Genomic DNA, 21,516 nt, shown 5'->3' with positions numbered 1-21,516 from the left:
CCGCCGTACCGCTCGACCAGGAGGCGCCCGGATGGGCCGCGACTTCTTCCCTCCGGCTCCGCCCACGGGCGGGCCGCGGCCGACCACGGGTGACGTGGTGATCGCGGCCGTCGCGGTGGGACTCGACGTACTCGCCTACCTCGCCCCGGGCGAGGAGGGCCCCGGAGCGCCCGTCACCGTTCTCGGAGTGCTGCTGGTCGTCGCCTCCTTCGTACCGCTGCTCCTCAGGCGCCATCACCCGGTGCCGGTGCTCGGCGCGGTCCTCGCCGTGCAGTTGGCCGTGAACCTGGGGCTCGCCGTCGACCCCGGCTCGCCGATGTCGAACAGCTACGGCGGCGCCGTCGCGGTGGCGCTCTACACCGTGGCCCGGCACAGCGGGCGGCGCACCGTCGTCCTGAGCGTCCTGGCCACCGTGCCCGTGCAGCTCACGCGGTATCTGTTCAACGACGTGCCCTTCCTGGGGGTGGGCATCACCGACGTGGCGGTCACGCCCTGCCTCATCGTCGCCATCGGCCTGGCCGTGCGGCAGTGGAAACAGCAGCTGGACATCAACCGCACGCTCCTCGCCGACCGCGCGGTGACCGAGGAACGGCGCCGTATCGCGCGGGAACTCCACGACATCGTGGCCCACCACATCACCACCATGTACCTGATGTCCGGCGGGGCCAGGTCGACCCTGGACCGCGACCCCGACACGGCCCGCGACGCCCTGGTGACCCTGGAGGAGTCCGGCCGCACCGCGCTGCGCGAGATGCGGCAGCTCCTCGGGGTGCTGCGCAGCACCGACACCCCGGAGGAGACGCCGTCGGAACCCCAGCCGGGGGTGGACGGCATCGAGCGGCTCGTCGCCGATTCGGCCGCCGCCGGCCTGCCGGCCGAACTCCACGTCACCGGGCGGCCCGTGGAGCTGCCGATGCCGGTCGGCCTCACCCTCTACCGGATCGTCCAGGAGGCGCTGACCAACGCCCGCAAACACGCGGGACCCGCCCGCGCCACGGTGCGGCTCGCCTATCTCCGGGACCGCGTCACCGTCGAGGTCGCCGACGACGGCGCCGGTGCCGGCAGGGCGCCCGGCGGGAAGGCCGAGGGCGGTGGGTACGGTCTGCTGGGCATGCGGGAGCGCGTCGCCCTGCACGACGGCTCCTTGCGGGCCGGCAACCGCGAGGAGGGCGGATTCGCGGTGCTCGCGAGCGTGCCGCTGTCCACCGACACGTACGAGAGGGACAGGATCCGATGACCTCCCCCACCGAACCCGGCACCGAGCCCGACGGCATCACCGTACTCATCGCGGACGATCAGCCGCTGGTGCGCAGGGGCCTTTCGCTGATCCTGCTCTCGGACCCCTCCATCAAGGTCATCGGCGAAGTGGGTGACGGCGAGCAGGCCGTCGCGTCGGCGCTCGAACTGCGGCCCGACGTGGTCCTGATGGACATCCGCATGCCCGTGCTCGACGGCGTCCGGGCCACCGAGCGCCTGAGCGCCGAGCTGCCCGGGTGCCGGGTCCTCGCGCTCAGCACCTTCGACATGGACGAGCACGTGGTCGGTGCCCTGCGTGCGGGGGCCTCGGGGTTCCTGCCCAAGGACGTCTCCCCCGAGGAACTGGTGGCCGCGCTGCGCACCGTCCACCGCGGCGAGGCCGTCGTAGCCCCGCGGCTCCTGACCCGGCTGCTCGCCACCTTCGTGACGCCGGCTCCGGCCTCGCCCCCGCCGACGGCCGACCTTGCCGGACTGACCCCGCGCGAGGTCGACGTACTGCGCCTGATCGCCGCGGGACTCGACAACACCGAGATCGCGCGGCGGATGGAGATCGGCGTCCAGACCGTGAAGAACCACGCCACCGGCATCTTCGCCAAGCTGGGCGTCCGCGACCGCGCGCAGGCGGTCATCGCCGCGTACGAGTCGGGGCTCGTGCGGGCGGGCGAGGGGAACGGCTCCCGTTGACCACCGGCGGTGCTGACGGCCTGGGGTCCTTCTGACGGAGATCCGTCACAAGGGCCCTAGCGCTGGTACCTCTTCAGCACCAGGTTCCCGTCCTTCACGAGCCGTTTGCGCAGCTCCGCCAGGCCGATCGCCCCGCTGTAGTACTCCTGGAGCGCCGGTGTCGCCACCTTGTCCTTCCACTCCGGGTAGCCCCGGACCGACTGGGCGGGCGCCGAGCGGAGGTCCTTCGCGAGTGCGGTGCCCGTCGCCCAGTCGTTCTTCTTCGTGTGCAGCGCCGGGTCCTTGAGGGCCTGTTCGCCCGTCGGCAGCATCCAGTCGCCCTGCGCGAGGCGCACCATGTTCTCCGGCTGGAGGAGGAAGTCGATGAACTCGACCGCCTCCTTCTTGTGCTCGGTGTCCTCGGAGACCGAGAGCGTCTGCGGGCTGACGCCCTGGGCGAGGCCCTCCGCTCCGGCCGGTGCGGGCAGCACCTGCCAGTCGAAGCCCTTGGGCGCCTGCTGGACGATCTGCTGGCGGTAGGAGAAGCCGAGCGGCACCATCGCGTACTTGCCGCCGAAGAACCCCGGCAGTGTGTCGGAGCCGCCCATGCCGAGGGTGGTGCCCGACGCGCTCTTGTCGATGTTGACCTGGTCGTGGACCGTGCGCGGCATGGTCTCGTCGGCCTTGCCGAAGCGGATGTCGACCTTGCCGTCATCGCCTCGGTGGAACATCGTGCCGCCGGTGGAGAGCGAGAGGTTGAGCGTCGCGGAGACCGGTTCCTTGAGCGGCCAGGCCACTCCGTACTTGCCCTTGCCGTCGCTCAGTTCCTTGGTGACCGTCCGGAACTCCTCCCAGGACCAGGGCTTCTCGGGGGTCGGAATCCGTACGCCCGACTCCTTCAGCCATTTCGCGTTGGCGATCAGGACACGGGGTTCCTGGAGGAACGGCACGCCGTACACGCCGTCCCCGAACGTCGTCGTCCGCCAGCTCCGCTCCGGGATGTCGGACTTGAGCCGTTCGGGGAGCAGCTCGTCGAGGTCCGCGAGATATCCGCCGTACGCGAAGTCGGCGAGGTCGTCCGAGGCGTCATGGATGATGTCCGGCGCCTCGCCGCCCTCGAAGGAGGTGAGGAGCTGGTCGTGGACGCTGTCCCAACTGCCCTGGACGTACTCGACCTTGACGTCGGGGTGGGTGGCGTTCCACTCCTTGACCAGCGCCTTGTTGGCGTCGACGGACTCCGCCTGCCAGGCCAGCGACTGGAACTGGAGGGTGATCTTCCCGTCGTCGTCACCCGAGTCCCCGCTGCAGCCGGAGAGCAGCAGCGCGAGTACCGCGGTGGCGGCGGTCATGAGCCGTGGTGCCGTGCGCATCAGGCCTTCACCGCCCCTGCCATCATGCCGCCCGTGATCCGCTTCTGGATGATCGCGAAGATGACGAGCGAGGGGATGGTCGCGAGGAACGCCGCCGCGGCGAGCGGCCCGAGGTCCGCGACGCCCTCGGAGCCGATGAAGCGGTTGAGGATGACCGGCAAGGTCTGCTTCTCCGGGGTCTTGAGCAGGACGAGCGCGAAGAAGAACTCGTTCCATGCGGTGATGAAGGCGAACATCGCCGTGGCGACGATGCCGGGGGCGAGCAGGGGCGCGACGACCGAGACGAACGTACGCACCTTGCTCGCGCCGTCGACCGCGGCCGCCTCCTCCAGCTCGGTGGGGACGGCGCGGACGTACCCGACGAGCATCCACAGCGCGAAGGGCAGCGACCACACGACGTACACCATGATCAGGCCGACCAGCGAGTTGATCAGGTGCAGGTTCTTGAGGATCAGGAACAGCGGGATGATGATCAGGACGAAGGGGAACGCCTGGCTGATCACCACCCAGCCCGTCGCCGCCTTCGAGACGCGATTGCGGTGCCGCGCCATGACGTACGCCATGGGGGTCGCGATGACGACCGCGATCAGGGAGGCGCTGAGCGCCGCGATCAGGGAGTTCCCGGCGGCCTGGAGCAGCGGCTGCTCGTCGAAGGCCTGCCGGAAGTTCTCCAGGGTCGGGTTCTCGGGAATCCAGGTGGGGTTCAGGCTGCCCAGTTCCCGTGCGGGCTTGAAGGCCGTGGAGATCAGCCAGAGGAACGGGAAGGCGAGGAAGACGAGATAGGCGGCGAGCGCCACGTACTGCGCGGTGCGCGTGGACTTCTTCGTGCGCATCATGACTCGTCGGCTCCCTTCAGGCGGCCGACGAGGTAGAAGGCGAGGATCACGGAGATCACCGCGACCATCACGCAGCCCATGGCCGCGGCATAGCCGAACTGGCCGTAGCGGAAGGCTTCTTCGTAGGCGAAGAGCATGGGCAGGCGGGTGCGGCCGCCGGGGCCGCCCTGGGTGAGGACGTAGACCAGGGCGAAGGAGTTGAAGTTCCAGATGAAGTTGAGCGCCGTGATGGCGAGGGCGATCGGTTTGATCGCGGGCCAGGTGACGGTGCGGAAGCGGCGCCAGGCGCCCGCGCCGTCCATCGCGGCGGCCTCGTGCAGTTCGCGCGGGGTGTTCTGCAGTCCGGCGAGCAGCGCGACGGTGGTCTGCGGCATGCCGGCCCAGATGCCGACGACGATGACGGCGAAGAGCGCGGTCGCCGTCCCGGTCAGCCAGTCCTTGCCCTCCCCCAGGCCGAAGTTGGACAGCGTCTCGTTCAGCACGCCCGCGTCCGGGTGGTAGACGAGCCGCCACATGATGCCGACGACCACCTCGGGCATCGCCCACGGGATGATCGCGAGCGCCCGCGCCAGCCAGCGCATCCGCAACGGCTGGTTGAGCAGGAGGGCGAGGCCGAGGGCGAGGAAGAACTGCGGCACGGTGACGCCGAACGCCCAGAGCAGGCCGATGCGGAACGAGTCCCAGAACAGGGTGTCGTGCAGCAGGTCCTGGAAGTTCAGGAGGCCGATCCACTCGGTGGGCTCTGTGCGGCCCGACTGGGAGTCGGTGAACGCGAGCGCGATGCCGTAGAGGAGCGGTCCCACGCTCAGGACGAGGATCGGGATCAGCGCGGGAAGCACCAGGAACCAGGCGCCGTGGTCCGCACCTCTGCGGGCGGACGCGCCGTTCGCTGACCGCTTTGTCGCGGTCGCCAATGTCACGGAATCGGCTCCTTTGGGCGGCTCATCGGGGTTTGGCCGCCCAGGCGGCCCCCGTCATCGTGCTGATGGGATCTTGATACGTCAAGCAGCTGCGCAGGCCTCGCAGCCGCTTGGCCTGTACGAATGGGAGACTGTGCCGGGCCGCGTGGCGAACGCGGCGAGCGGTGCGGGAGGCAATGGATGGACGAGGCGCGGGCACGGGACGTACTGGGCGCCGCGGGTCTCGATCGGGACGCGACGCTGCTCGCGCTCGGCGAGAACGCGGTGTTCGGCGGTGGCGGGACGGTGGTCAAGGTCGGGCGTGCGGCGCCCGAGCTTCTCGACCGTGCGCGCCGGGAGCTGCGGATCGCGCACTGGCTCGAGCAGTCGGGCGTGCCCGCGGTGCGGGCTGCCGAGGGCGAACCCCGGCTGGTGGAGGGGCACCCGGTGACGGTGTGGCACCGGCTGCCGGAGGCCGTGCGCCCCGCCGAGCCGCGCGACCTCGCCGCCCTCCTCGTGCGCGTGCACGCCCTCCCCGCGCCGGACTTCGAGCTGCCCCGGCGTGAGCTGCTGGGCGGGGTCGAGCGGTGGCTGCGGCTCGCGGGCGACGCGATCGACGTCGAGGACGCGGACTACCTGCGCGAGCGCAGGGACGGATTCGAGGCCGCCGCGTCGGCGCTCACCCCCCGGCTCGCTCCCGGCCCCATCCACGGCGACGCGCTGCCCCGGAACGTCCTAGTGGGCGCGAACGGTCCGGTCCTCGTCGACCTGGAGACCTTCGCCGCCGATCTGCGGGAACACGATCTCGTGGTCATGGCGCTCTCACGGGACCGGTACGGTCTGCCGGCCGAGGCGTACGACGGGTTCGTCGCGGAGTACGGCTGGGACGTGCGGGAGTGGGAGGGGTGCGCGGTGCTCCGGGGTGCCCGGGAGACGGCCAGCTGCGCGTGGGTCGCGCAGCATGCCCCCAGCAATCCGAAGGCCCTGGCCGAGTTCCGCCGCCGGGTCGCCTCGCTCCGTGACGGAGACCCGGGTGTGCGGTGGTACCCCTTCTGAGGTCTGAGCGGGGTCAGACCCCGGACGCGCTGAACTCCTCCTTGAGCGGCCACGTGCCGTCCACCACCGCGTCCGTCTCGCCCTTCTTCCGGAGGAACTTCTGGAAGTCCGCGGCCCACTGCGCATACCAGTCGATCTGCCGGCGGTGCAGCTCCGCCGGGCCGAACGCGGCCAGCTTGGGGTGCCGCTCGGCTATGGCGGAGGCCAGGCGGGCCGCGGCCAAGGCGTCCGACATGGCGTCGTGCGCCGACTCCAAGCGCACGCCGTACTCCGTGCAGACCGCTTCCAGGTTCCGCTTGCCCTTGCGGTAGCGCTCGACCGACCGGTCGATGGTGTACGGGTCGATCACCGGGGCCGGCTCCGCACCGCCCAGACGCTCACGCAGGGACGGCAGGCCGTACCTGTACAACTCGGCGGAGAGCAGGGTCAGGTCGAAGGTGGCGTTGTAGGCGACGACCGGGACGCCCGCCTGCCAGTACGACACGAGGACCGCCGCTATCGCGTCGGCGACCTCGTCGGCGGGTCTGCCGTGCGCGGCCGCCCGTTCGTTCGAGATGCCGTGCACCGCCACGGCCTCCGCGGGGATCTCGACCCCCGGGTCGGCGAGCCACTCCTTGCGGCCCAGCGTCTCGCCGGCCCTGACCTCGACGACCGCCGCCGTGACGATGCGCGCCTCGCGCGGGTCCGTCCCGGTCGTCTCCAGGTCGAAACCGATCAGCAGCTCCCGGTGCCAGCCCATGGCCGCCCCCTTCTCTGTGGTGCTTTCCCCCATTGACCACCACGATCCCACGCGCCACTGACAATCCGAGGCTCGCGTTCCGCTTGCTCAGGAGACCGGCCGCGAGTCCGCCCAGGCCAGCTCGAACTCCTCCCGGTACGTCTCGAAGAGTCCGCTCTCGTCCGGCTCGTCCGCCTTCACCACCCGGCGGCCGCCGCGCAGCACGAGCACCGGCGCCTCCATCCCGCGCGTCCTGCGCAGATACGACTGGACGACCGCGATGCCGTCCGCGCCGTCGCCGTCGACCAGATACGCGGTGAAGCGCGGCGTCTCGTCGAAGACCTGGATCTCGAAGGCACCGGGATCACGCAGGCGGGCCCGCACCCGGCGCATGTGCAGGATGTTCATCTCGACGCTGCGGCTCAGTTCGCCCCGCTTCAGGCCCAGTTCGCGCTCCCGGCGCTTGACCGCGCTGCTCGCCGGGTTGAGGAAGAGCAGGCGTACCCGGCAGCCGGACTCGGCGAGGCGCACCAGGCGGCGCCCGGAGAAGTTCTGGACCAGGAGGTTCAGGCCTATCCCGATCGCGTCCAGGCGCCGTGCCCCGCCGAAGATGTCCTCGGCCGGGAACTGCCGAAGCAGCCGTACCCGGTCCGAGTGGACGCCCACCACGTCGGCGTACCGGTCGCCGACCAGGGACTCGACGGCGTCCACGGGAAGCCTGCGCGCGGACGGCGTGTCGGAGCCCGCGCCGAGAATGTCCAGGAGCTTCGCCGAGGCGCGCTCGGCCTGGGCGAGCACGGCGGTGGACAGGGCGCGGTTGCGGGAGACGACGTTCCGGGTGACCTCCAGCTCGTCCAGGGCCAGTTCGACGTCCCTGCGGTCGTCGAAGTACGGCTCGAAGCACGGCCAGTGCTGCACCATCAGCTCCCGCAGCTGGGGCAGCGTGAGAAAGCTGAGGACGTTGTCGTCGGCCGGGTCGAGCAAGTACCCCTTGCGGCGGCTCACTTCGCGTACGGCGACGGCCCGCTGCACCCACTCCTGGCCCGCGGGCCCGGCGGCGGCGACCACCCAGTCGTCGGCGTGCACCGGTTCGTAGATGGGACGCAGGACAGCGGCCACGACCGCGCGCAGCCGCTGCTCCACGAGATTCAGCCAGATGTAGGCCCGCCCGGCGCGCTGGGCGCGCGTGCGCACCTCGCGCCAGGCGTCGGCGCCCCAGTCCAGTTCGGGTCCGATCTGAGATCCCATCTCCATCGGCCGCGCCAGGGACACCGCTCCGGGCGGGCCGTCCGCGGAACTCCCCTCGTGACCCTCGTCACCAGGGGGCAGTTCCCGCCCTCCCGAGCTCACCCGACGCACCCCTTCCGCTCCCCCGAGCACTCCCCCGTTCAACGATCAAGGAAGGGTACTCCGGGAGCGGCGGCCGGTGCAGCCGGATGGGGAGGGTGGATTCTCAACCGCCCAGCGGCGGCTGGCCGTTCTGGTCGGCGAGGTCCTGCGGAGTGAGCGGGCTCATAGCGGTCACGTCGCGCGCGGCCAGCGAGAAGCCCTGCCAGTGGACCGGCATGGGCTGCTGGTCCTCGTCACGGGCGATGTGGTGGAAGCCGACGTGCACCCAGGTGACCGGGTGCGTGAGGGACTGGCCGTTCACCCACTTGTCGACGCTGTCCGGTACGCCGTTGGCGCACCCCGGGTTGTTGCTCGCGTACTGCTCGCACTTCTTGTACTCGGTGAAGTACACGTCGTGCTTGGTGAAGGGGCGTCCGGCGTGCTTGGTGCTGGCGCCGGGCACGATCTCGTACGAACGGGGGTGGCCGTCCTTGTTCTTGCCCGCCCCGCTGACCACGCGCCACCAGCGCATGTCCTTGCGGTCACCGGCGAGTTCCTTGGTGACCTTGGTGCGGGTGGTCTTCGTGGTGGGGCTGCCCTGGCCGGTGGGCGGGGTGACCTTGGAGTCGTACTGCTCGACCTTGGCCTTCGGGGAGCCGTCAAGGCCGAAGTTGAGCCGCCAGAAGACGTTGTGGGCGTGGCTCTCGGCCTTGGCCTGGTCGCCCTTGCCGATGGGCCAGCCGCGGCTGTCGCCGCCGTCGTAGTCATACGGCGAGAGGCTGCCGGTCGCGCCGACCTGGGAGGTGATGGTGCCGTCCGAGGAGAACCGCCACTCGGTGATGTACTCGTACCAGGAGGCCTTGTTCACGGTGTAGACGAGCAGGTCCTTGCCCTGGCCGGTGAAGACCTTGCCGGTGCCGCCGGTGCTCTCGTCGTCGTTGAGGCGGTACGCGTGTCCACGCGCGCGCGTGGTGGTGCACAGGCCCTTCACGTCGCCCCGCTGCGGGACCTTCACGGTCTTGATGGTGCCGCCGGGGCACTCGCCGGGGTTCAGGTTCTGCAGGGCCTGGCCGAAGTCGGTGCCGGTGACGTCGTCGTACTCGGCCTCGCCGTCGTCGTAGGGGACGTGGACCTGCGCGAGGCGGGCGCTGGTCAGGACGGGTATCGGCTTGGCCTCGTCCTTGGGCTGGTAGCTGATCTTGTCGAGGATCAGGCCGGACAGCGTGTTGTAGTGCCAGCACATGCGCCAGGTCGTGCCGCCGTCGACGGTCTGCTCGATCTTGTAGGCGTCACTGCAGTCGGCGGCCGCCGCTGGGGCGCTCGGCGCCTTGGGGGTGGCCGATGCGGGCGAGGCGACGGTGACGACGCCGCCGATCAGCGCGGAGACCGCGAGGGCCAGGCCGGCCCTCTTGCGGGCGCGCGAAAGTCTGTTGACGTGCATTGCGGTGAGAACTCCCTCGTACGAGGAGAAGCAGAAGTGTGGTGTCGTGCGGGTCCGGCCCCGGTCAGCCGAGGCGGCCCACGGAGCGGGTGCTCAGGTCGACGACGAGGGACCTGGTGTCGATCCACGGGCCGTTCTTGACCTTGGTGACGACCTGCAGGCACCGGTGCTTGCCGCACTCGGCGAGGCCGGCCGGCACACGCTCGACGGTCTCCTTGCGGAAGACCATGCCGCTCAGCTGAAGCTGTCCCGGCCCGGTCAGCGCCTTGCCCGTGGCGTGTTTGAAGTCCTTCTTCAGGCCCTTGCCGAGCGGGTCGCCGATCAGCAGCTGGGCGCCTTCGGCGAGCTCTTCCTGGCTGGGCGGCGGCTGGACGTTCTGCGTGGTGTTCGTGTTCTCCACCTTGCCGGTCTCCACATTGACCGTCTTGGTGATGACCGCGTCCTTCTTGTAGTCGTAGTAGACGACTTCCGCGCGGCGCGGGGCCGCGGCGCCCGCGTCGGTGGGTTCGGGCTCACTGAGGTTGGTCGACAGGAGCTGCGGGCCGCGGTCGCCCTCGACGTCCCTGGCGCTGGAGCGCAGGGCGCCCGACACCGACGCCTTCTCGGCCCGTTCCATCTCCGCGTCGGTCAGCGGGTCGCTGCCTATGCCCTTCTCGCCCTCGTCGGGCGCGGCCTCGACGACGCCGTCCTTCGCGATCGCGTTCTGCTTCGCGTCCGCCGCGTTGGCCTGGCGGCCCCCCGACTCGCCTGCCCCCGGCAGTGTGACGCCCACCAGCACCGCGGTGGCGGCCACCGCGACTGCCGCGCTCGCCACCACCTTCCCCAGGTGGCGTCTGACTAGCTCTCGCACTTACTCCCCTTTTCCCCCACGAGCCCCTACAAAGGGGCATACCGAGTATGTGGTCGGTCGGTTAGACGGGTTCAACTCCCGCGTGGTTGCCCCACTTTCGGGGAGACTCTGACCAAAGTGACCCCGAGCCGAGGGGGCGGTAGTGGAAGAGTCGTATGCATGCAGGTGTGGCCAGGGCAGGCGTATCCACTCGGTGCCACGTACGACGGCGCCGGCACGAACTTCGCGGTCTTCTCCGAGGCCGCCGACCGCATAGAGCTCTGTTTGTTGCACGACGACGGCTCGGAGACGGCCGTCGAGCTGCGTGAGTCCGACGCGTTCGTGCTGCACGCGTACCTGCCCGGCGTGATGCCGGGCCAGCGGTACGGCTTCCGTGTGCACGGTCCGTACGACCCCGCGCAAGGGCACCGCTGCAACTCGGCGAAGCTGCTGCTCGATCCGTACGCGCGCGCGGTCAGCGGCAAGGTCGACTGGGGCGAGGAGGTGTACGGCTATCGCTTCGGCGCCCCGGACAAGCGCAACGACATGGACTCGGCGCCGCACATGATGACCTCCGTGGTGGTCAATCCCTACTTCGACTGGGGGGACGACCGGCCGCCACGCACCCCGTACAACGAGACGGTCCTCTACGAAGCCCACGTCAAGGGCCTGACCATGCTCCACCCCGACCTGCCGGAGGAGTTGCGCGGGTCGTACGCCGCGCTCGCGCATCCGGCGGTCATCGATCACCTCGTGCAGCTGGGGGTGACGGCCCTGGAGCTGATGCCGGTGCACCAGTTCGTGAACGACCACCGCCTGGTGGACATGGGCCTGAACAACTACTGGGGCTACAACACGATCGGCTTCTTCGCGCCGCACAACGCGTACGCCTCGTGGGGCGACCGGGGCGAGCAGGTCCTGGAGTTCAAGCAGGCCGTGAAGGCGCTGCACGAGGCGGGCATCGAGGTGATCCTCGACGTCGTGTACAACCACACGGCCGAGGGCAACCACCTGGGTCCCACGCTCTCCTACAAGGGCCTGGACAACGCCTCGTACTACCGCCTGACGGACGATCCCCGCTACTACATGGACACCACGGGGACCGGCAACTCGCTCCTGATGCGGTCGCCGCACGTACTCCAGATGATCATGGACTCGCTGCGGCACTGGGTCACCGACATGCACGTGGACGGCTTCCGCTTCGATCTCGCGGCGACACTCGCGCGCCAGTTCCACGAGGTGGACCGCCTGTCGTCGTTCTTCGACCTCGTGCAGCAGGACCCGGTCGTCAGCCAGGTGAAGCTGATCGCCGAACCCTGGGACGTCGGCGAGGGCGGCTATCAGGTGGGCAACTTCCCGCCCCTGTGGACCGAGTGGAACGGCATGTACCGCGACACCGTGCGCGACCTGTGGCGGGGTGAACCGCGCACCCTCGCGGAGTTCGCGTCCCGGCTCACCGGTTCGTCCGACCTCTACCAGGACGACGGGCGACGACCCTTGGCGTCGATCAACTTCGCCACCTGTCACGACGGTTTCACCCTGTACGACCTCGTCTCGTACAACGAGAAGCACAACGAGGACAACGGCGAGGGCAACCAGGACGGCGAGAGCCACAACCGCTCCTGGAACTGCGGGGCCGAGGGCGAGACCGAGGACCCGGACGTCCGGGAACTGCGCGAGCGGCAGATGCGCAACTTCATCGCGACGCTGATGCTCTCGCAGGGCGTCCCGATGCTCAGCCACGGCGACGAGTTCGCCCGGACGCAGGGAGGCAACAACAACGCCTACTGCCAGGACAACGAGATCGCGTGGGTGCGCTGGCCGCAGGGCGAGAGCGCTCAGCTGGAGTTCACGCGCGCGATGGCGTGGCTGCGGCGCGACCACCCCGTCTTCCGCAGGAGGCGCTTCTTCCACGGCCGTCCGGTGGAGGGCACGCACGACGAGCTCTCCGACATCGCCTGGTTCACGCCGGAGGGCGAGGAGATGACGCAGGAGGACTGGGACGCGTCGCAGGCACGGGCGCTGACGGTGTTCCTGAACGGCAACGCGATCTCCGAGCCGGGCACCCGGGGCGAGCGGATCTCGGACGACTCGTTCCTGATGATGTTCAACGCGTCCGCGGAACCGCTGGAGTTCGTGGTCCCGGTCAATCACGGCCGTCAGTGGCAGGTGGTCGTGGACACCTCGCGGGCGGAGGGCGTGGCGCCGGACTCGGGTCCGAAGGCGGGGGCCGGTGAGCGCCTGACGCTCACCGACCGAAGCCTCACCGTCCTGCGGCGCCCGGCGTGACCTGCGGCCTGCCCTCCGCCGGGGGGCGGGCCACCAGCGCGACGAGGAACGCGACGGCGGCTGCCACGCTGCCGAGTGCGAACGCCGCGCCGGGGCCGTGGGACTCGGCAAGGCGGCCCGCCACCGCGAGGGTGACCGCCTGGCCGCCGACGAAGGCGCTCGCGGCGAACGTCATGCCCTCGGCGAGGCGCCGCGGCGGGCAGGAGCGCTCCGTGAGCGCGAAGCCGGTGATCAGGTTCGGGGCGTACACGGCGCCGAAGACGGTCACCACGAGGTACAGGGCCGTCATGCTGTCCGTCCACACCAGCGGCAGCGAGAGCAGCGCGGCGGCGGCCGTCGCCACGCGCCAGCGCGCGTACAGGCCGAACCGCTCGGGCAGCGCGGCCATGGAGAGCCCCACGACGGCGCTCATGACGCCCATGGCGGCGTAGACGAGGCCCGCCTGGCCGGGCTGCGCCAACTCCTCGGTGAGGGCCGTGATGCCCGCTCCACAGGCGCCGAGCAGGACACCGACGAAGACGAGCCCGACGCGTACGACGACGACCTGGCGCGGGAGGCGCTCGCGGCCGCCACGCGCGCGTGCCGCCTGCCCCGTCACGCGGGGGGTCCGGCCCGTGGGGTGCAGCGCGAAGCCGGAGCCGCAGACGGCGACCAGGACCGCGGCGGCGCCGAAGGCGTACGCCGGGTGGCCCGCCACCGCGGCCAGGCCCACGAAGGCGGGGCCGAGCACGAAGGACAGCTCGTCCATGGTGCTCTCCAGGGAGAGGACGGTGTTCACCAGACGGTCGTCACCGCCCGCCTCGCGCACCAGCGGGACGGCGCGTGCGCGGGCCAGCGGGCCGATCCCCGGGATGCTCGCGCCGGCGAGCACGGCGAGGGCGACGAGCACGGGCGTGGGCAGTTCGAGCAGGGCGCCGAGCGTGTAGACCGCGATCGCCACTGCGTTGAGCAGCGAGAACCCGAGGACGACGGGGCGCTGGCCCCGGCGGTCGGCGAGGCGGCCGACGAGCGGGCCCATGGTCACCTGGCCGAGCGCGAGCGCGCAGGCGACCACGCCGCCCGTGGCGAGCGATCCGCTGGTCTCGGTGACCAGCAGGACACTGCCGAACTGGATCATGGCGACAGGAAGCCTGCCGAGGAACGAGATCACCGGCAGGAGGGTTCCGGTGTGCCCGATCACCACCCGGTAGGTGTCCAGGAGACCGGGTGCGCCCCGGTCCTCCTTCCGCCCCTCCTTCCGCCCCTCGTGCGCGTCCTGTGCGACCTGTGCTTTTGCAGCCATCGTCCGAAGCTAGTCACACCATGACGCCCAGAAGCATGAGTCGATGGCACGAAAGCCCGCCAGGCGGGTACGTACGTTCGCATGACGCCTGAGCGCCCAGAGCCCGCGGTCCCGCCGCCGCCCACCGCCACGTACCGGCTGCAGCTTCAGCCGGAGTTCCCGTTCGACGCCGCCGAGGCGGCCGTCCCGTACCTGGCATCGCTGGGGGTCTCGCACCTGCATCTGTCGCCGGTGCTCGAGGCCGTCCCGGGGTCCACGCACGGCTATGACGTCGTGGACCACGCGCGCGTGCGGGGCGAGCTGGGCGGCGAGGAGGGGCTGCGGTCCCTCTCACGCACCGCGCGGGCGCACGGGCTCGGCCTTGTCGTGGACATCGTGCCGAACCACATGGCGGCGGTGCCGCGCCACAACCACGCCCTCTGGGAGGTCCTGCGGGAGGGCCCCGATTCGCCGTACGCGCGGTGGTTCGACATCGACTGGGACGCGGGCGACGGGCGCGTGCTGCTCCCGGTGCTCGGGCGCGGGGTCGGGGACGAGCTGGCGAGTCTGCGGGTGGACGGCGACGTGCTGCGCTACCACGAACACGCGTTCCCGCTGCGGGAAGGCACCGGCGAGCTGCCGCTGCCCCGGCTCCTGGACGCCCAGTGGTACCGGCTCGCATGGTGGCGCCTTGCCCGTACCGAGCTCAACTACCGGCGCTTCTTCACCATCTCGGACCTCATCGGGGTGCGCGTCGAGGACCCCGAGGTGTTCGACGCGACCCACGCGAAGATCCTCGAACTGCTGCGGGAAGGGGTCGTGGAGGGGCTGCGCATCGACCACCCGGACGGGCTCGCGGACCCGGGGGCCTACCTCCAGCGGCTCCAGGAGGCCACGCACGGGCGCTGGACGGTCGTGGAGAAGATCCTCGCCGACGGGGAGCGGCTGCCGGCCGCGTGGCCCGTCGCGGGCACCACCGGGTACGACGCGCTGCGCCACCTCGACGGCCTCTTCACGGACCCGGCGGGGGCGGGCGAGCTCCTCGGCCAGTACCGGCGCTTCACGGCTCCCGCGGTGGACCGGGGCGGCGACTGGGACGCGACGGTGCGGCGCGCGGCGTACAAGGTGCTCACCCATGAGCTGGCCGCCGAGACCGACCGCCTCACGCGCGAGGCGACCGCCCTGTGCGCCGCGGACCCCGCTCTGCGCGACCACGCGCCGTGGGCCCTGCGCACCGCGCTCCTGGAGCTGCTGGTGCGGCTTCCCGTCTACCGGCCGTACGTCTCCGGGGGCGCCGAACCGGCTTCGGTGCTCACGGTGGGGGCCGCCGAGGAGTCCAAGGCCGCCTTCGCGGTGCGGGAGGAGGCCGAGGCGGTCGACGTCGTACGGGACTTGGTCCTCGGACGGCTGGGGTCGGGGCCCGCGGTCGACGGCTTCCGGGCGCGGTTCGCGCAGATCTCGTCGGCGCTGCGGGCCAAGGCGGTCGAGGACACGGCGTTCTACCGGCACGCGCCGCTCCTCTCGGCCGCAGAGGTGGGCGGCTCCCCCGAGCGTCCCGCGGTGTCCACGGAGGCCTTTCACGCGTACTGCGCGCGCGTGCAGCGCGACTGGCCGTACTCGGGCACGGTGCTCACCACGCACGACACGAAGCGCAGCGCCGACGTACGAGCGGGCATCGCCGTCCTCTCGCAGTGCCCCGATCAGTGGGCCGACCTCCTGGTCGACGTGACCGAGCAGACCGCGCGGATGGGCGGCGCGAGCGCACCGGACCCCCAACTGGCCTGGGCCGCCTGGCAGACGGCCGTCGGGTTCGGCTTCCCCTACGACGAGCGGCTGCAGAAGGCGCTGCTCAAGCACGTGCGCGAGGCGGGCCTGCACACGAGCTGGACCGAGCCGAACGAGGCGTACGAGAAGGCCGTGACGGCGTTCGTGGAGGCGGGGCCCTGCGGGCCGCCGCTCTACACCGTGGCGGAGTTCGCGAACGGGCTGCGGCCCCATGTGCGGGCGAACATCCTGGGGACCACGCTGCTCCAGCTGACGATGCCCGGGGTGCCCGACCTCTACCAGGGCACGGAGGGCGAGTACCGCGCCCTGGTGGACCCGGACAACCGGCGGCCCGTGCGGTTCCAGCCCCATGTCCTGGAGTACCTGGAACAGCACCGGGACCGCTGGGACCTCTCCGAGGAGAAGCTGGCGCTGACGGCGACCGCGCTGCGGCTGCGCAGGCGCCGCCCGGAGCTGTTCGGCGGCGCCGCGACGTACGAACCACTGGCGGCGCGGGGTCCCGGCGCCGCGCACTGCGTGGCCTTCGCTCGCTCCGGAGAGGTGATCGCGGCGGTGAGCCGGCTCTCCCTGCGGCTGGCGGAGGCGGGCGGCTGGCGCTCGACGGAACTGGAGCTTCCGAAGGGGCGGTGGACGGATCTGCTCACCCGGGGGCGGGAGTTCACCGGGCACGCGCGCGTGGCGGAGCTTTTCGGGGAGCTGCCGGTGGTGCTGCTGGAGCGGGTCCCGGCGGCCGGGACGGACGCGGGTGAGGACTCAGCAGGGGCGGACGAGTAGCCGGCGTGGGGCCCGCGCCATCACGCCCTGGGGCGCGGGCCTGGCTCCGGGCGCCCAGCGCAGGCCCGGCATGGCGTCGAGGAGGGCCCGCAGGCCGCATTCGGCGGTGAGCGCGGCCAGAGCGGCGGCCGGGCTGAAGTGCTGTCCCGCGCCGAACGCCAGGTGCGCCGGGTCCGGGCGGAAGATGTCGTAGCGGTCGGGGTCCGCGAAGCGGAACGGGTCACGCCCCGCGGAGCCTATGAGGCAGGCCACCATCGCGCCCGTGGGCAGCGTGGTGCCGCCCAGGGATATCGGCGCGAGCGCGCGGCGCAGCACGACCTGGGCGGGCGGGTCACGGCGCAGGGACTCCGCCCAGGCGCCGGGTATCAGCCCCGGGCGGGCGCGCACGAGCGCCAACTGGGCGGGGTGGTCGAGGAGGTTGGCGAGGAAGGAGGCCAGTGCCAGGCCGGCGGCCTCGCCGCCGCCCATGAGGAGCGTCTCGGCGAGAGCGGTGACCGCCTCGTCGGAGAGGGCCCGCCCGTCCGTGCGCGCCCCGCACAGCACGGAGAGCAGATCGCGGCCGGGGTGGGCGCGCCGCCTCGTCACGTGGGGGCGCAGCAGCGCGGCCAGCCCCGGGTCCGGGCCACCGGTGTGCGCGGGCGCCGTACGGCACCACTCCCGCACCCGTGCGGCGTCCTCCCAGGGCAGCCCGAGCGCGGCGACGGCGGCGGCCGCGGGCAGCCAGGCGCTGAACTCGGCGACGAGGTCGACCTCGTGCCGCCCGGCCATCCGCCGCGCGAGGACGAAGGCGGTGCGTTCGGCGGCGGCCCGCAGCGCGGGCTCGACGAGCCTGCGGCGGACCGGGCTCGGCCCGGCCCCCGCCGCACCGAGCCGTACGTCGCCGAGCGCGGTCCGCACATCCGCGTACCGACTGAGCAGCCAGGCCCCGAGAAGCTCGTCGCGGACGAGGGGGTGGCGCTCACGGAGGAGCCGGTAGTGCGGGTAGGGGTCGCGCGCCACGTCGGCGGACAGCAGGCTGGGCAGCGGGGCCGGTGGCAGAAGGTGCCCGTGGGGGGCCGAGCTCGACAACACGGCAGACTCCCCGTTCCTCTTGGGCACCCCCGCCGGAACGGGCGTGGTCGGTGGATCTCAGGGGACCACCGCGGGGCGGCGCACGCAGTCCGCATACACCCATTCGAGTGACGCTGCGGGGCAACGCCGACGTGGGCTGACATCCCTTGGGCCACCCGCTTGACACGTGCCCGACCGCGTGGCGTACTGCGGATTGCGTCAGCGGACAAGGCGGGGGTGAGTCAACTGGCGGACCAGCGTTATCCCAATGTGGCCGAACTCGTGCTGTCCGCCCGCGAGTTGGCCGCCCACCGCCCCGAGCTCAGCACCTTGCGTCAAGTGGGCACATCGCGCGCCGGAAGACCTCTGCACCTGCTGTCCGTCGGCCGCTCCCCGCGTGCCGTCCTGGTCGTCGCGGGCGCGCACTCGAACGAACCCACGGGCGGCTCGACGCTGCTGAACCTCGCGGAACGGGCCCTGCGGGACGAGGACCTGCGCGCCGACACCTCCTGGCACTTCCTGCTGTGCGCCGACCCGGACGGGGCGAACCTGCACCGCACGCCGGCCCCGCGCACCCTGTTCGACTACCACCGGCACTTCTTCCGCCCCGCGGGCCCCGAGCAGCCGGAGTGGTCTCCCTCGGTGCTGCCGCCCGACCGGCTGCCGCCCGAGACCCGCGCCCTGACCGGCGTCATCGACGAACTGCGGCCCTACTTGCAGGTGTCGCTGCACGGCACCGATCTCGGCGGCAGCTGGGTGCAGTTGACGCGGGACATCCCGGGGCTCGCGGAGCCGTTCGCCAAGTCCGCGGCCGAGCTGCACATACCGGTGGAGACGGGGGCCTCGGACGCCGCGGGCTGGCCGGTCTCGGGGCCGGGGGTTCATGTGCTTCCCGGGCCCGGCTCGGCGGCCGCCTACCCGAGCCTCCCCGAGGACGCCCGGCACACGACCTGGCACCACGCCCACCGGTACGGCGGCCTGACCGCCATCGTCGAGGTCCCCATGTGGGCCAGCGACCTCGTGGACGACGCGGCCGTCCATCCCTTCCCGGTGCGGGCGCTGCGCGGCTTCTCACGGCGGCTGCGGCACGACGCGGGACTGGTCGAGGACATCCTGCGCGAGGCGCTGCCACGGCTCCCTGAGGCGCAGGGGCCGCTGCTGCGCGCGGCGCGCTGGGCGCTCGACCTGGTGCCCGGCCTCGCCGACGACTGGGCCAGGCTGCCGCCCGCGGGGACGTCGAAGGCGTACATCGGGAGCGTCGACGCCTTCGGCCGCCGTCTTCCGCTGCGGTCCGCCGCGATGCTGCTGCGGGTCCTCGACACGGCGGGCGACCCGGCGGCGCCCCGCCTGGAGAGGCTCGTCCTGCGGTGGAGCGACGCGTTCGCCGAGCGGTTCAGGGCGCGCTGGGTGCCGCTGGAGGATCAGGTCGAGCACCAGTCACGGACGACGGTCGCGGCCGCACGCCACGCGCGCGTGGGGGCCGACCAGCCAAGTGCGGGGCTTACGAACCGGACAGGCGGAAGCCCATCTTGCCGAAGCTGACCTGATCGCCGTCCTGGACGACGGCAGCGCCGATCACCCTGCGGCCGTTCACGGACGTGCCGTTGGTCGACCCGAGGTCGCGCAGCACCCACATGCCGCCCTGCCTGCTCAGCTCGGCGTGCACCCGGGAGACCGTCTCGTGACTGAGCCTGAGTCCGTTCGCGGGGTCGCGGCCGATCCGCAGCGGATACGGGTTCCCCGGCACCGGCAGGAGCAGCTTCGGGAGCTTCTCGGCCTGCCAGGCCCTGCGCAGCCGGACCGTGAACCCGGAGACCGCGCCGACGGTGCCGAACACCGCCCGCGAGAGACGGCCCTCGGTCCGCAGATCCGCGGTGAGCGCGGCGAGTTCGTCCGGCTGCCGGGCGGCGAGCGCCAGCTCCATGCGCCGCACGAACGTGTCGTGCGACAGCTTGCCGAGGGCAGCGCCCTCCCTGAGCACCTTCAGCGCCCTGTCGCGCTCGGCGTCGGTCAGCCGCGCGGGGTACGTGTGGATCTCAAAGGACGACGTCACCCTGGTGATTGTCGGTCAGCTCGGCCGGGGTGTCCAGAAAACGCGTAACGACCGCGAACCGATCACTTCTGCAGCACGATGGACAGGACGGACACGACGGACGACGGCGGATGGCGGACAAGGGGGAACTGTCGGTGGAGTTCGAGGTGTGGGCACCGGGAGCCGAACGCGTCGCACTGCTGTGCGAGGGCAGCACGCGTGCGCTTGAGCGTGCCGAGGGCCGGGCCGGGTGGTGGAGAGTGGCCGCGGACGCCGCCGACGGGGCGCGATACGGCTTCTCGCTCGACGACGGCCCCGTGCTGCCCGACCCCCGCTCACGTCGCCAGCCGGACGGCCCCGACGGCCTCAGCGCCGTCGTGGACCACGACCGGTACGCCTGGCGGGCGCCCTGGACGGGGCGCGGAGTGCGGGACGCGGTCCTGTACGAGCTGCACGTGGGGACGTACACACCGGACGGCACGCTCGACTCGGCGGCGGGGCGGCTCGGCCACCTCGCGGAGCTCGGCATCACCCATGTGGAGCTGATGCCGCTCTGCCCGTTCCCCGGGCGGCACGGCTGGGGGTACGAGGGTGTCTCCCTGTGGGCCGTGCACGAGCCGTACGGCGGCCCCGAAGCGCTGAAACGATTTGTCGACGCCGCGCACGCGCACGGCATCGGCGTCGTGCTCGACGTGGTCCACAACCACCTCGGCCCGTCCGGCAACCATCTGCCCGCGTTCGGGCCCTACTTCACGGAGACCCACCAGACCCCCTGGGGCGCGGCGGTCAACCTCGACGCCCCGGGTTCGGACGAGGTGCGCGCGTATCTGATCGGCAGCGCGCTCGCCTGGCTGCGCGACTACCGCCTGGACGGCCTGCGCCTGGACGCGGTGCACGCGCTGCGGGACACGCGCGCGTGCCACTTCCTGGAGGAGCTGTCGGCGGCCGTGGACGAGCTGTCCGACGAGCTCGGCAGGCCGCTCTCGCTGATCGCCGAGTCCGACCAGGGCGATCCGCGGGTCATCACCCCGCGCGCTCAGGGCGGCATGGGCCTGCACGCGCAGTGGAACGACGACTTCCACCACGCGCTGCACACCACGCTGACCGGGGAAGCACACGGCTACTACGAGGACTTCGCCCGAGCACCCTTCGCCGCGCTCGCCAAGACGCTCACCGGCGGCTTCTTCCACGACGGGACGTACTCGACCTTCCGCGGGCGCCGGCACGGCCGTCCCGTGGACCGCACCCGGACGCCCGCGTACCGCTTCCTCGGCTACACCCAGACCCACGACCAGATCGGCAATCGAGCGCAAGGAGACCGGCTCTCCGCCACCCTCTCCCCCGGTCTGCTCGCCTGCGCCGCCGCACTCACCCTCACCGGACCGTTCACGCCGATGCTCTTCATGGGCGAGGAGTGGGGCGCCGCGACCCCGTGGCAGTTCTTCACGGACCACACCGATCCCGAGCTCGCGGAAGCCGTGCGCCGGGGCAGGCGGCGGGAGTTCGCGGCGCACGGCTGGGCCGAGGGCGACATCCCCGACCCGCAGGACCCGGCCACCAGGGACCGCTCCTGTCTCGACTGGGCCGAGCCCCTGACCGACCCCCACGCGCGCGTGCTGGCCTGGTATCGCGAGCTGATCGCCCTGCGCCGCGCCCGCGGCGACCTCCGCGACCCCGACCTGGCGGCGCTGCGGGTCGCGTACGACCAGGAGAGGCGCTGGTTCGCGGTCCGGCGCGGCGACCTGCGGATCGCGGTGAACATCGGCAAGGAGCCGGCCGACATCCCGTTGGGCGGCCGGGGCGCCCGGGTGCTCGCGGCGTGGGAACCGGTCACCGCGCCCGGGGCGGACGGGGTGCTGCGGCTGCCCGCCGAGTCGTGCGCGGTGCTCGCGACACCATGAGGCCGGACCGGCCGGACCGGCTCAGG

General features: G+C 71.8%; 17 protein-coding genes. 7 read left to right on the top strand and 10 right to left on the bottom strand.

Features of this window, described 5'->3' with window-relative positions:
- Positions 1 to 31 precede the first annotated feature (31 nt).
- Complete coding sequence (locus ACWD02_RS18625; RefSeq protein WP_451211486.1) at positions 32 to 1,237, top strand: sensor histidine kinase; 1,206 nt, start codon at positions 32 to 34, stop codon at positions 1,235 to 1,237.
- Positions 1,234 to 1,941 carry a response regulator gene (locus ACWD02_RS18620; RefSeq protein ID WP_451211483.1) on the top strand — a complete coding sequence of 236 codons (708 nt, stop codon included), beginning with the start codon at positions 1,234 to 1,236 and terminating at the stop codon, positions 1,939 to 1,941. The genes ACWD02_RS18625 and ACWD02_RS18620 overlap by 4 nt, the downstream gene beginning before the upstream one ends.
- Positions 1,942 to 1,997: 56 nt before the next feature.
- On the opposite strand, the gene ACWD02_RS18615 is transcribed toward ACWD02_RS18620, so the two are convergent.
- Genes ACWD02_RS18615 through ACWD02_RS18605 form a run of 3 tightly spaced genes read right to left on the bottom strand, consistent with a single transcriptional unit; the run spans position 1,998 to position 5,046 of the window.
- Positions 1,998 to 3,290, bottom strand: coding sequence for an ABC transporter substrate-binding protein (locus tag ACWD02_RS18615; RefSeq protein ID WP_451211480.1), 1,293 nt, complete (start codon positions 3,288 to 3,290; stop codon positions 1,998 to 2,000).
- Complete coding sequence (locus tag ACWD02_RS18610; protein WP_451211477.1) at positions 3,290 to 4,126, bottom strand: carbohydrate ABC transporter permease; 837 nt, start codon at positions 4,124 to 4,126, stop codon at positions 3,290 to 3,292. Before ACWD02_RS18610 ends, ACWD02_RS18615 begins: the two co-directional genes overlap by 1 nt.
- The gene (locus ACWD02_RS18605) at positions 4,123 to 5,046 is read right to left on the bottom strand and encodes a carbohydrate ABC transporter permease (protein WP_363209784.1); all 924 of its coding nucleotides are present in this window, start codon (positions 5,044 to 5,046) and stop codon (positions 4,123 to 4,125) included. The genes ACWD02_RS18610 and ACWD02_RS18605 overlap by 4 nt, the downstream gene beginning before the upstream one ends.
- A 180-nt stretch (positions 5,047 to 5,226) precedes the next feature.
- On the opposite strand from ACWD02_RS18605, the gene ACWD02_RS18600 reads away from it, so the two are divergent.
- Positions 5,227 to 6,081, top strand: coding sequence for a phosphotransferase (locus tag ACWD02_RS18600; protein WP_451211474.1), 855 nt, complete (start codon positions 5,227 to 5,229; stop codon positions 6,079 to 6,081).
- A gap of 13 nt (positions 6,082 to 6,094) precedes the next feature.
- Here the strand turns inward: ACWD02_RS18600 and ACWD02_RS18595 are convergent, their stop codons facing one another.
- The 4 genes from ACWD02_RS18595 to ACWD02_RS18580 all read right to left on the bottom strand — a co-directional run bounded on the left by ACWD02_RS18595 (position 6,095) and on the right by ACWD02_RS18580 (position 10,419).
- A complete protein-coding gene (locus tag ACWD02_RS18595; protein WP_451211471.1) occupies positions 6,095 to 6,820 on the bottom strand; it encodes an exonuclease domain-containing protein in 726 nt (241 codons plus the stop codon).
- 87 nt (positions 6,821 to 6,907) lie between these two features.
- The gene (locus ACWD02_RS18590) at positions 6,908 to 8,179 is read right to left on the bottom strand and encodes an SAV2148 family HEPN domain-containing protein (RefSeq protein WP_451212058.1); all 1,272 of its coding nucleotides are present in this window, start codon (positions 8,177 to 8,179) and stop codon (positions 6,908 to 6,910) included.
- A 73-nt stretch (positions 8,180 to 8,252) separates the two neighbouring features.
- Positions 8,253 to 9,569, bottom strand: a complete 1,317-nt coding sequence (locus ACWD02_RS18585) for a copper amine oxidase (protein WP_451211469.1) — start codon at positions 9,567 to 9,569, stop codon at positions 8,253 to 8,255.
- Between the two features lie 64 nt (positions 9,570 to 9,633).
- Entirely contained in the window at positions 9,634 to 10,419 is a 786-nt protein-coding gene (locus ACWD02_RS18580; RefSeq protein ID WP_451211466.1) for a Tat pathway signal sequence domain protein, read from the bottom strand.
- A gap of 159 nt (positions 10,420 to 10,578) precedes the next feature.
- On the opposite strand from ACWD02_RS18580, the gene glgX reads away from it, so the two are divergent.
- Positions 10,579 to 12,687: a glycogen debranching protein GlgX gene (gene glgX, locus ACWD02_RS18575; RefSeq protein ID WP_451211463.1), complete on the top strand. Its 2,109-nt coding sequence runs from the start codon at positions 10,579 to 10,581 to the stop codon at positions 12,685 to 12,687.
- Here the strand turns inward: glgX and ACWD02_RS18570 are convergent.
- Positions 12,662 to 13,969, bottom strand: a complete 1,308-nt coding sequence (locus ACWD02_RS18570) for an MFS transporter (protein WP_451211460.1) — start codon at positions 13,967 to 13,969, stop codon at positions 12,662 to 12,664. The genes glgX and ACWD02_RS18570 overlap by 26 nt on opposite strands.
- An 81-nt stretch (positions 13,970 to 14,050) precedes the next feature.
- Between ACWD02_RS18570 and treY the strand changes: the two genes are divergently transcribed.
- Positions 14,051 to 16,507, top strand: coding sequence for a malto-oligosyltrehalose synthase (treY, locus tag ACWD02_RS18565; protein WP_451211457.1), 2,457 nt, complete (start codon positions 14,051 to 14,053; stop codon positions 16,505 to 16,507).
- Here the strand turns inward: treY and ACWD02_RS18560 are convergent.
- Positions 16,487 to 17,578, bottom strand: a complete 1,092-nt coding sequence (locus ACWD02_RS18560) for a cytochrome P450 (protein ID WP_451211453.1) — start codon at positions 17,576 to 17,578, stop codon at positions 16,487 to 16,489. The two genes, treY and ACWD02_RS18560, sit on opposite strands and share 21 nt — an antisense overlap.
- A 216-nt stretch (positions 17,579 to 17,794) precedes the next feature.
- Between ACWD02_RS18560 and ACWD02_RS18555 the strand changes: the two genes are divergently transcribed.
- Entirely contained in the window at positions 17,795 to 19,099 is a 1,305-nt protein-coding gene (locus tag ACWD02_RS18555; protein WP_451211450.1) for a M14 family zinc carboxypeptidase, read from the top strand.
- Here the strand turns inward: ACWD02_RS18555 and ACWD02_RS18550 are convergent.
- Positions 19,059 to 19,610 carry an FHA domain-containing protein gene (locus ACWD02_RS18550; RefSeq protein ID WP_451211447.1) on the bottom strand — a complete coding sequence of 184 codons (552 nt, stop codon included), beginning with the start codon at positions 19,608 to 19,610 and terminating at the stop codon, positions 19,059 to 19,061. The two genes, ACWD02_RS18555 and ACWD02_RS18550, sit on opposite strands and share 41 nt — an antisense overlap.
- Before the next feature lie 134 nt (positions 19,611 to 19,744).
- Here ACWD02_RS18550 and treZ point away from each other — a divergent pair, with 134 nt between their 5' ends.
- Positions 19,745 to 21,490 carry a malto-oligosyltrehalose trehalohydrolase gene (gene treZ, locus ACWD02_RS18545; protein WP_451212055.1) on the top strand — a complete coding sequence of 582 codons (1,746 nt, stop codon included), beginning with the start codon at positions 19,745 to 19,747 and terminating at the stop codon, positions 21,488 to 21,490.
- The last annotated feature ends 26 nt before the right edge of the window (positions 21,491 to 21,516 follow it).

This window comes from Streptomyces sp. NPDC002853, assembly GCF_053591915.1.
This window is presented reverse-complemented; position numbering and strand designations above follow the sequence as displayed.

Excerpts from the sequence above, each read along its gene's own strand:
- glgX (WP_451211463.1), top strand. The coding sequence starts at position 10,579 with ATGCAGGTGTGGCCAGGGCAGGCGTATCCACTCGGTGCCACGTACGAC.
- ACWD02_RS18620 (WP_451211483.1), top strand. The coding sequence starts at position 1,234 with ATGACCTCCCCCACCGAACCCGGCACCGAGCCCGACGGCATCACCGTA.
- treY (WP_451211457.1), top strand. The coding sequence starts at position 14,051 with ATGACGCCTGAGCGCCCAGAGCCCGCGGTCCCGCCGCCGCCCACCGCC.
- ACWD02_RS18570 (WP_451211460.1), bottom strand. The coding sequence starts at position 13,969 with ATGGCTGCAAAAGCACAGGTCGCACAGGACGCGCACGAGGGGCGGAAG.
- ACWD02_RS18615 (WP_451211480.1), bottom strand. The coding sequence starts at position 3,290 with ATGCGCACGGCACCACGGCTCATGACCGCCGCCACCGCGGTACTCGCG.
- ACWD02_RS18600 (WP_451211474.1), top strand. The coding sequence starts at position 5,227 with ATGGACGAGGCGCGGGCACGGGACGTACTGGGCGCCGCGGGTCTCGAT.
- ACWD02_RS18585 (WP_451211469.1), bottom strand. The coding sequence starts at position 9,569 with ATGCACGTCAACAGACTTTCGCGCGCCCGCAAGAGGGCCGGCCTGGCC.
- ACWD02_RS18610 (WP_451211477.1), bottom strand. The coding sequence starts at position 4,126 with ATGATGCGCACGAAGAAGTCCACGCGCACCGCGCAGTACGTGGCGCTC.
- ACWD02_RS18625 (WP_451211486.1), top strand. The coding sequence starts at position 32 with ATGGGCCGCGACTTCTTCCCTCCGGCTCCGCCCACGGGCGGGCCGCGG.
- ACWD02_RS18595 (WP_451211471.1), bottom strand. The coding sequence starts at position 6,820 with ATGGGCTGGCACCGGGAGCTGCTGATCGGTTTCGACCTGGAGACGACC.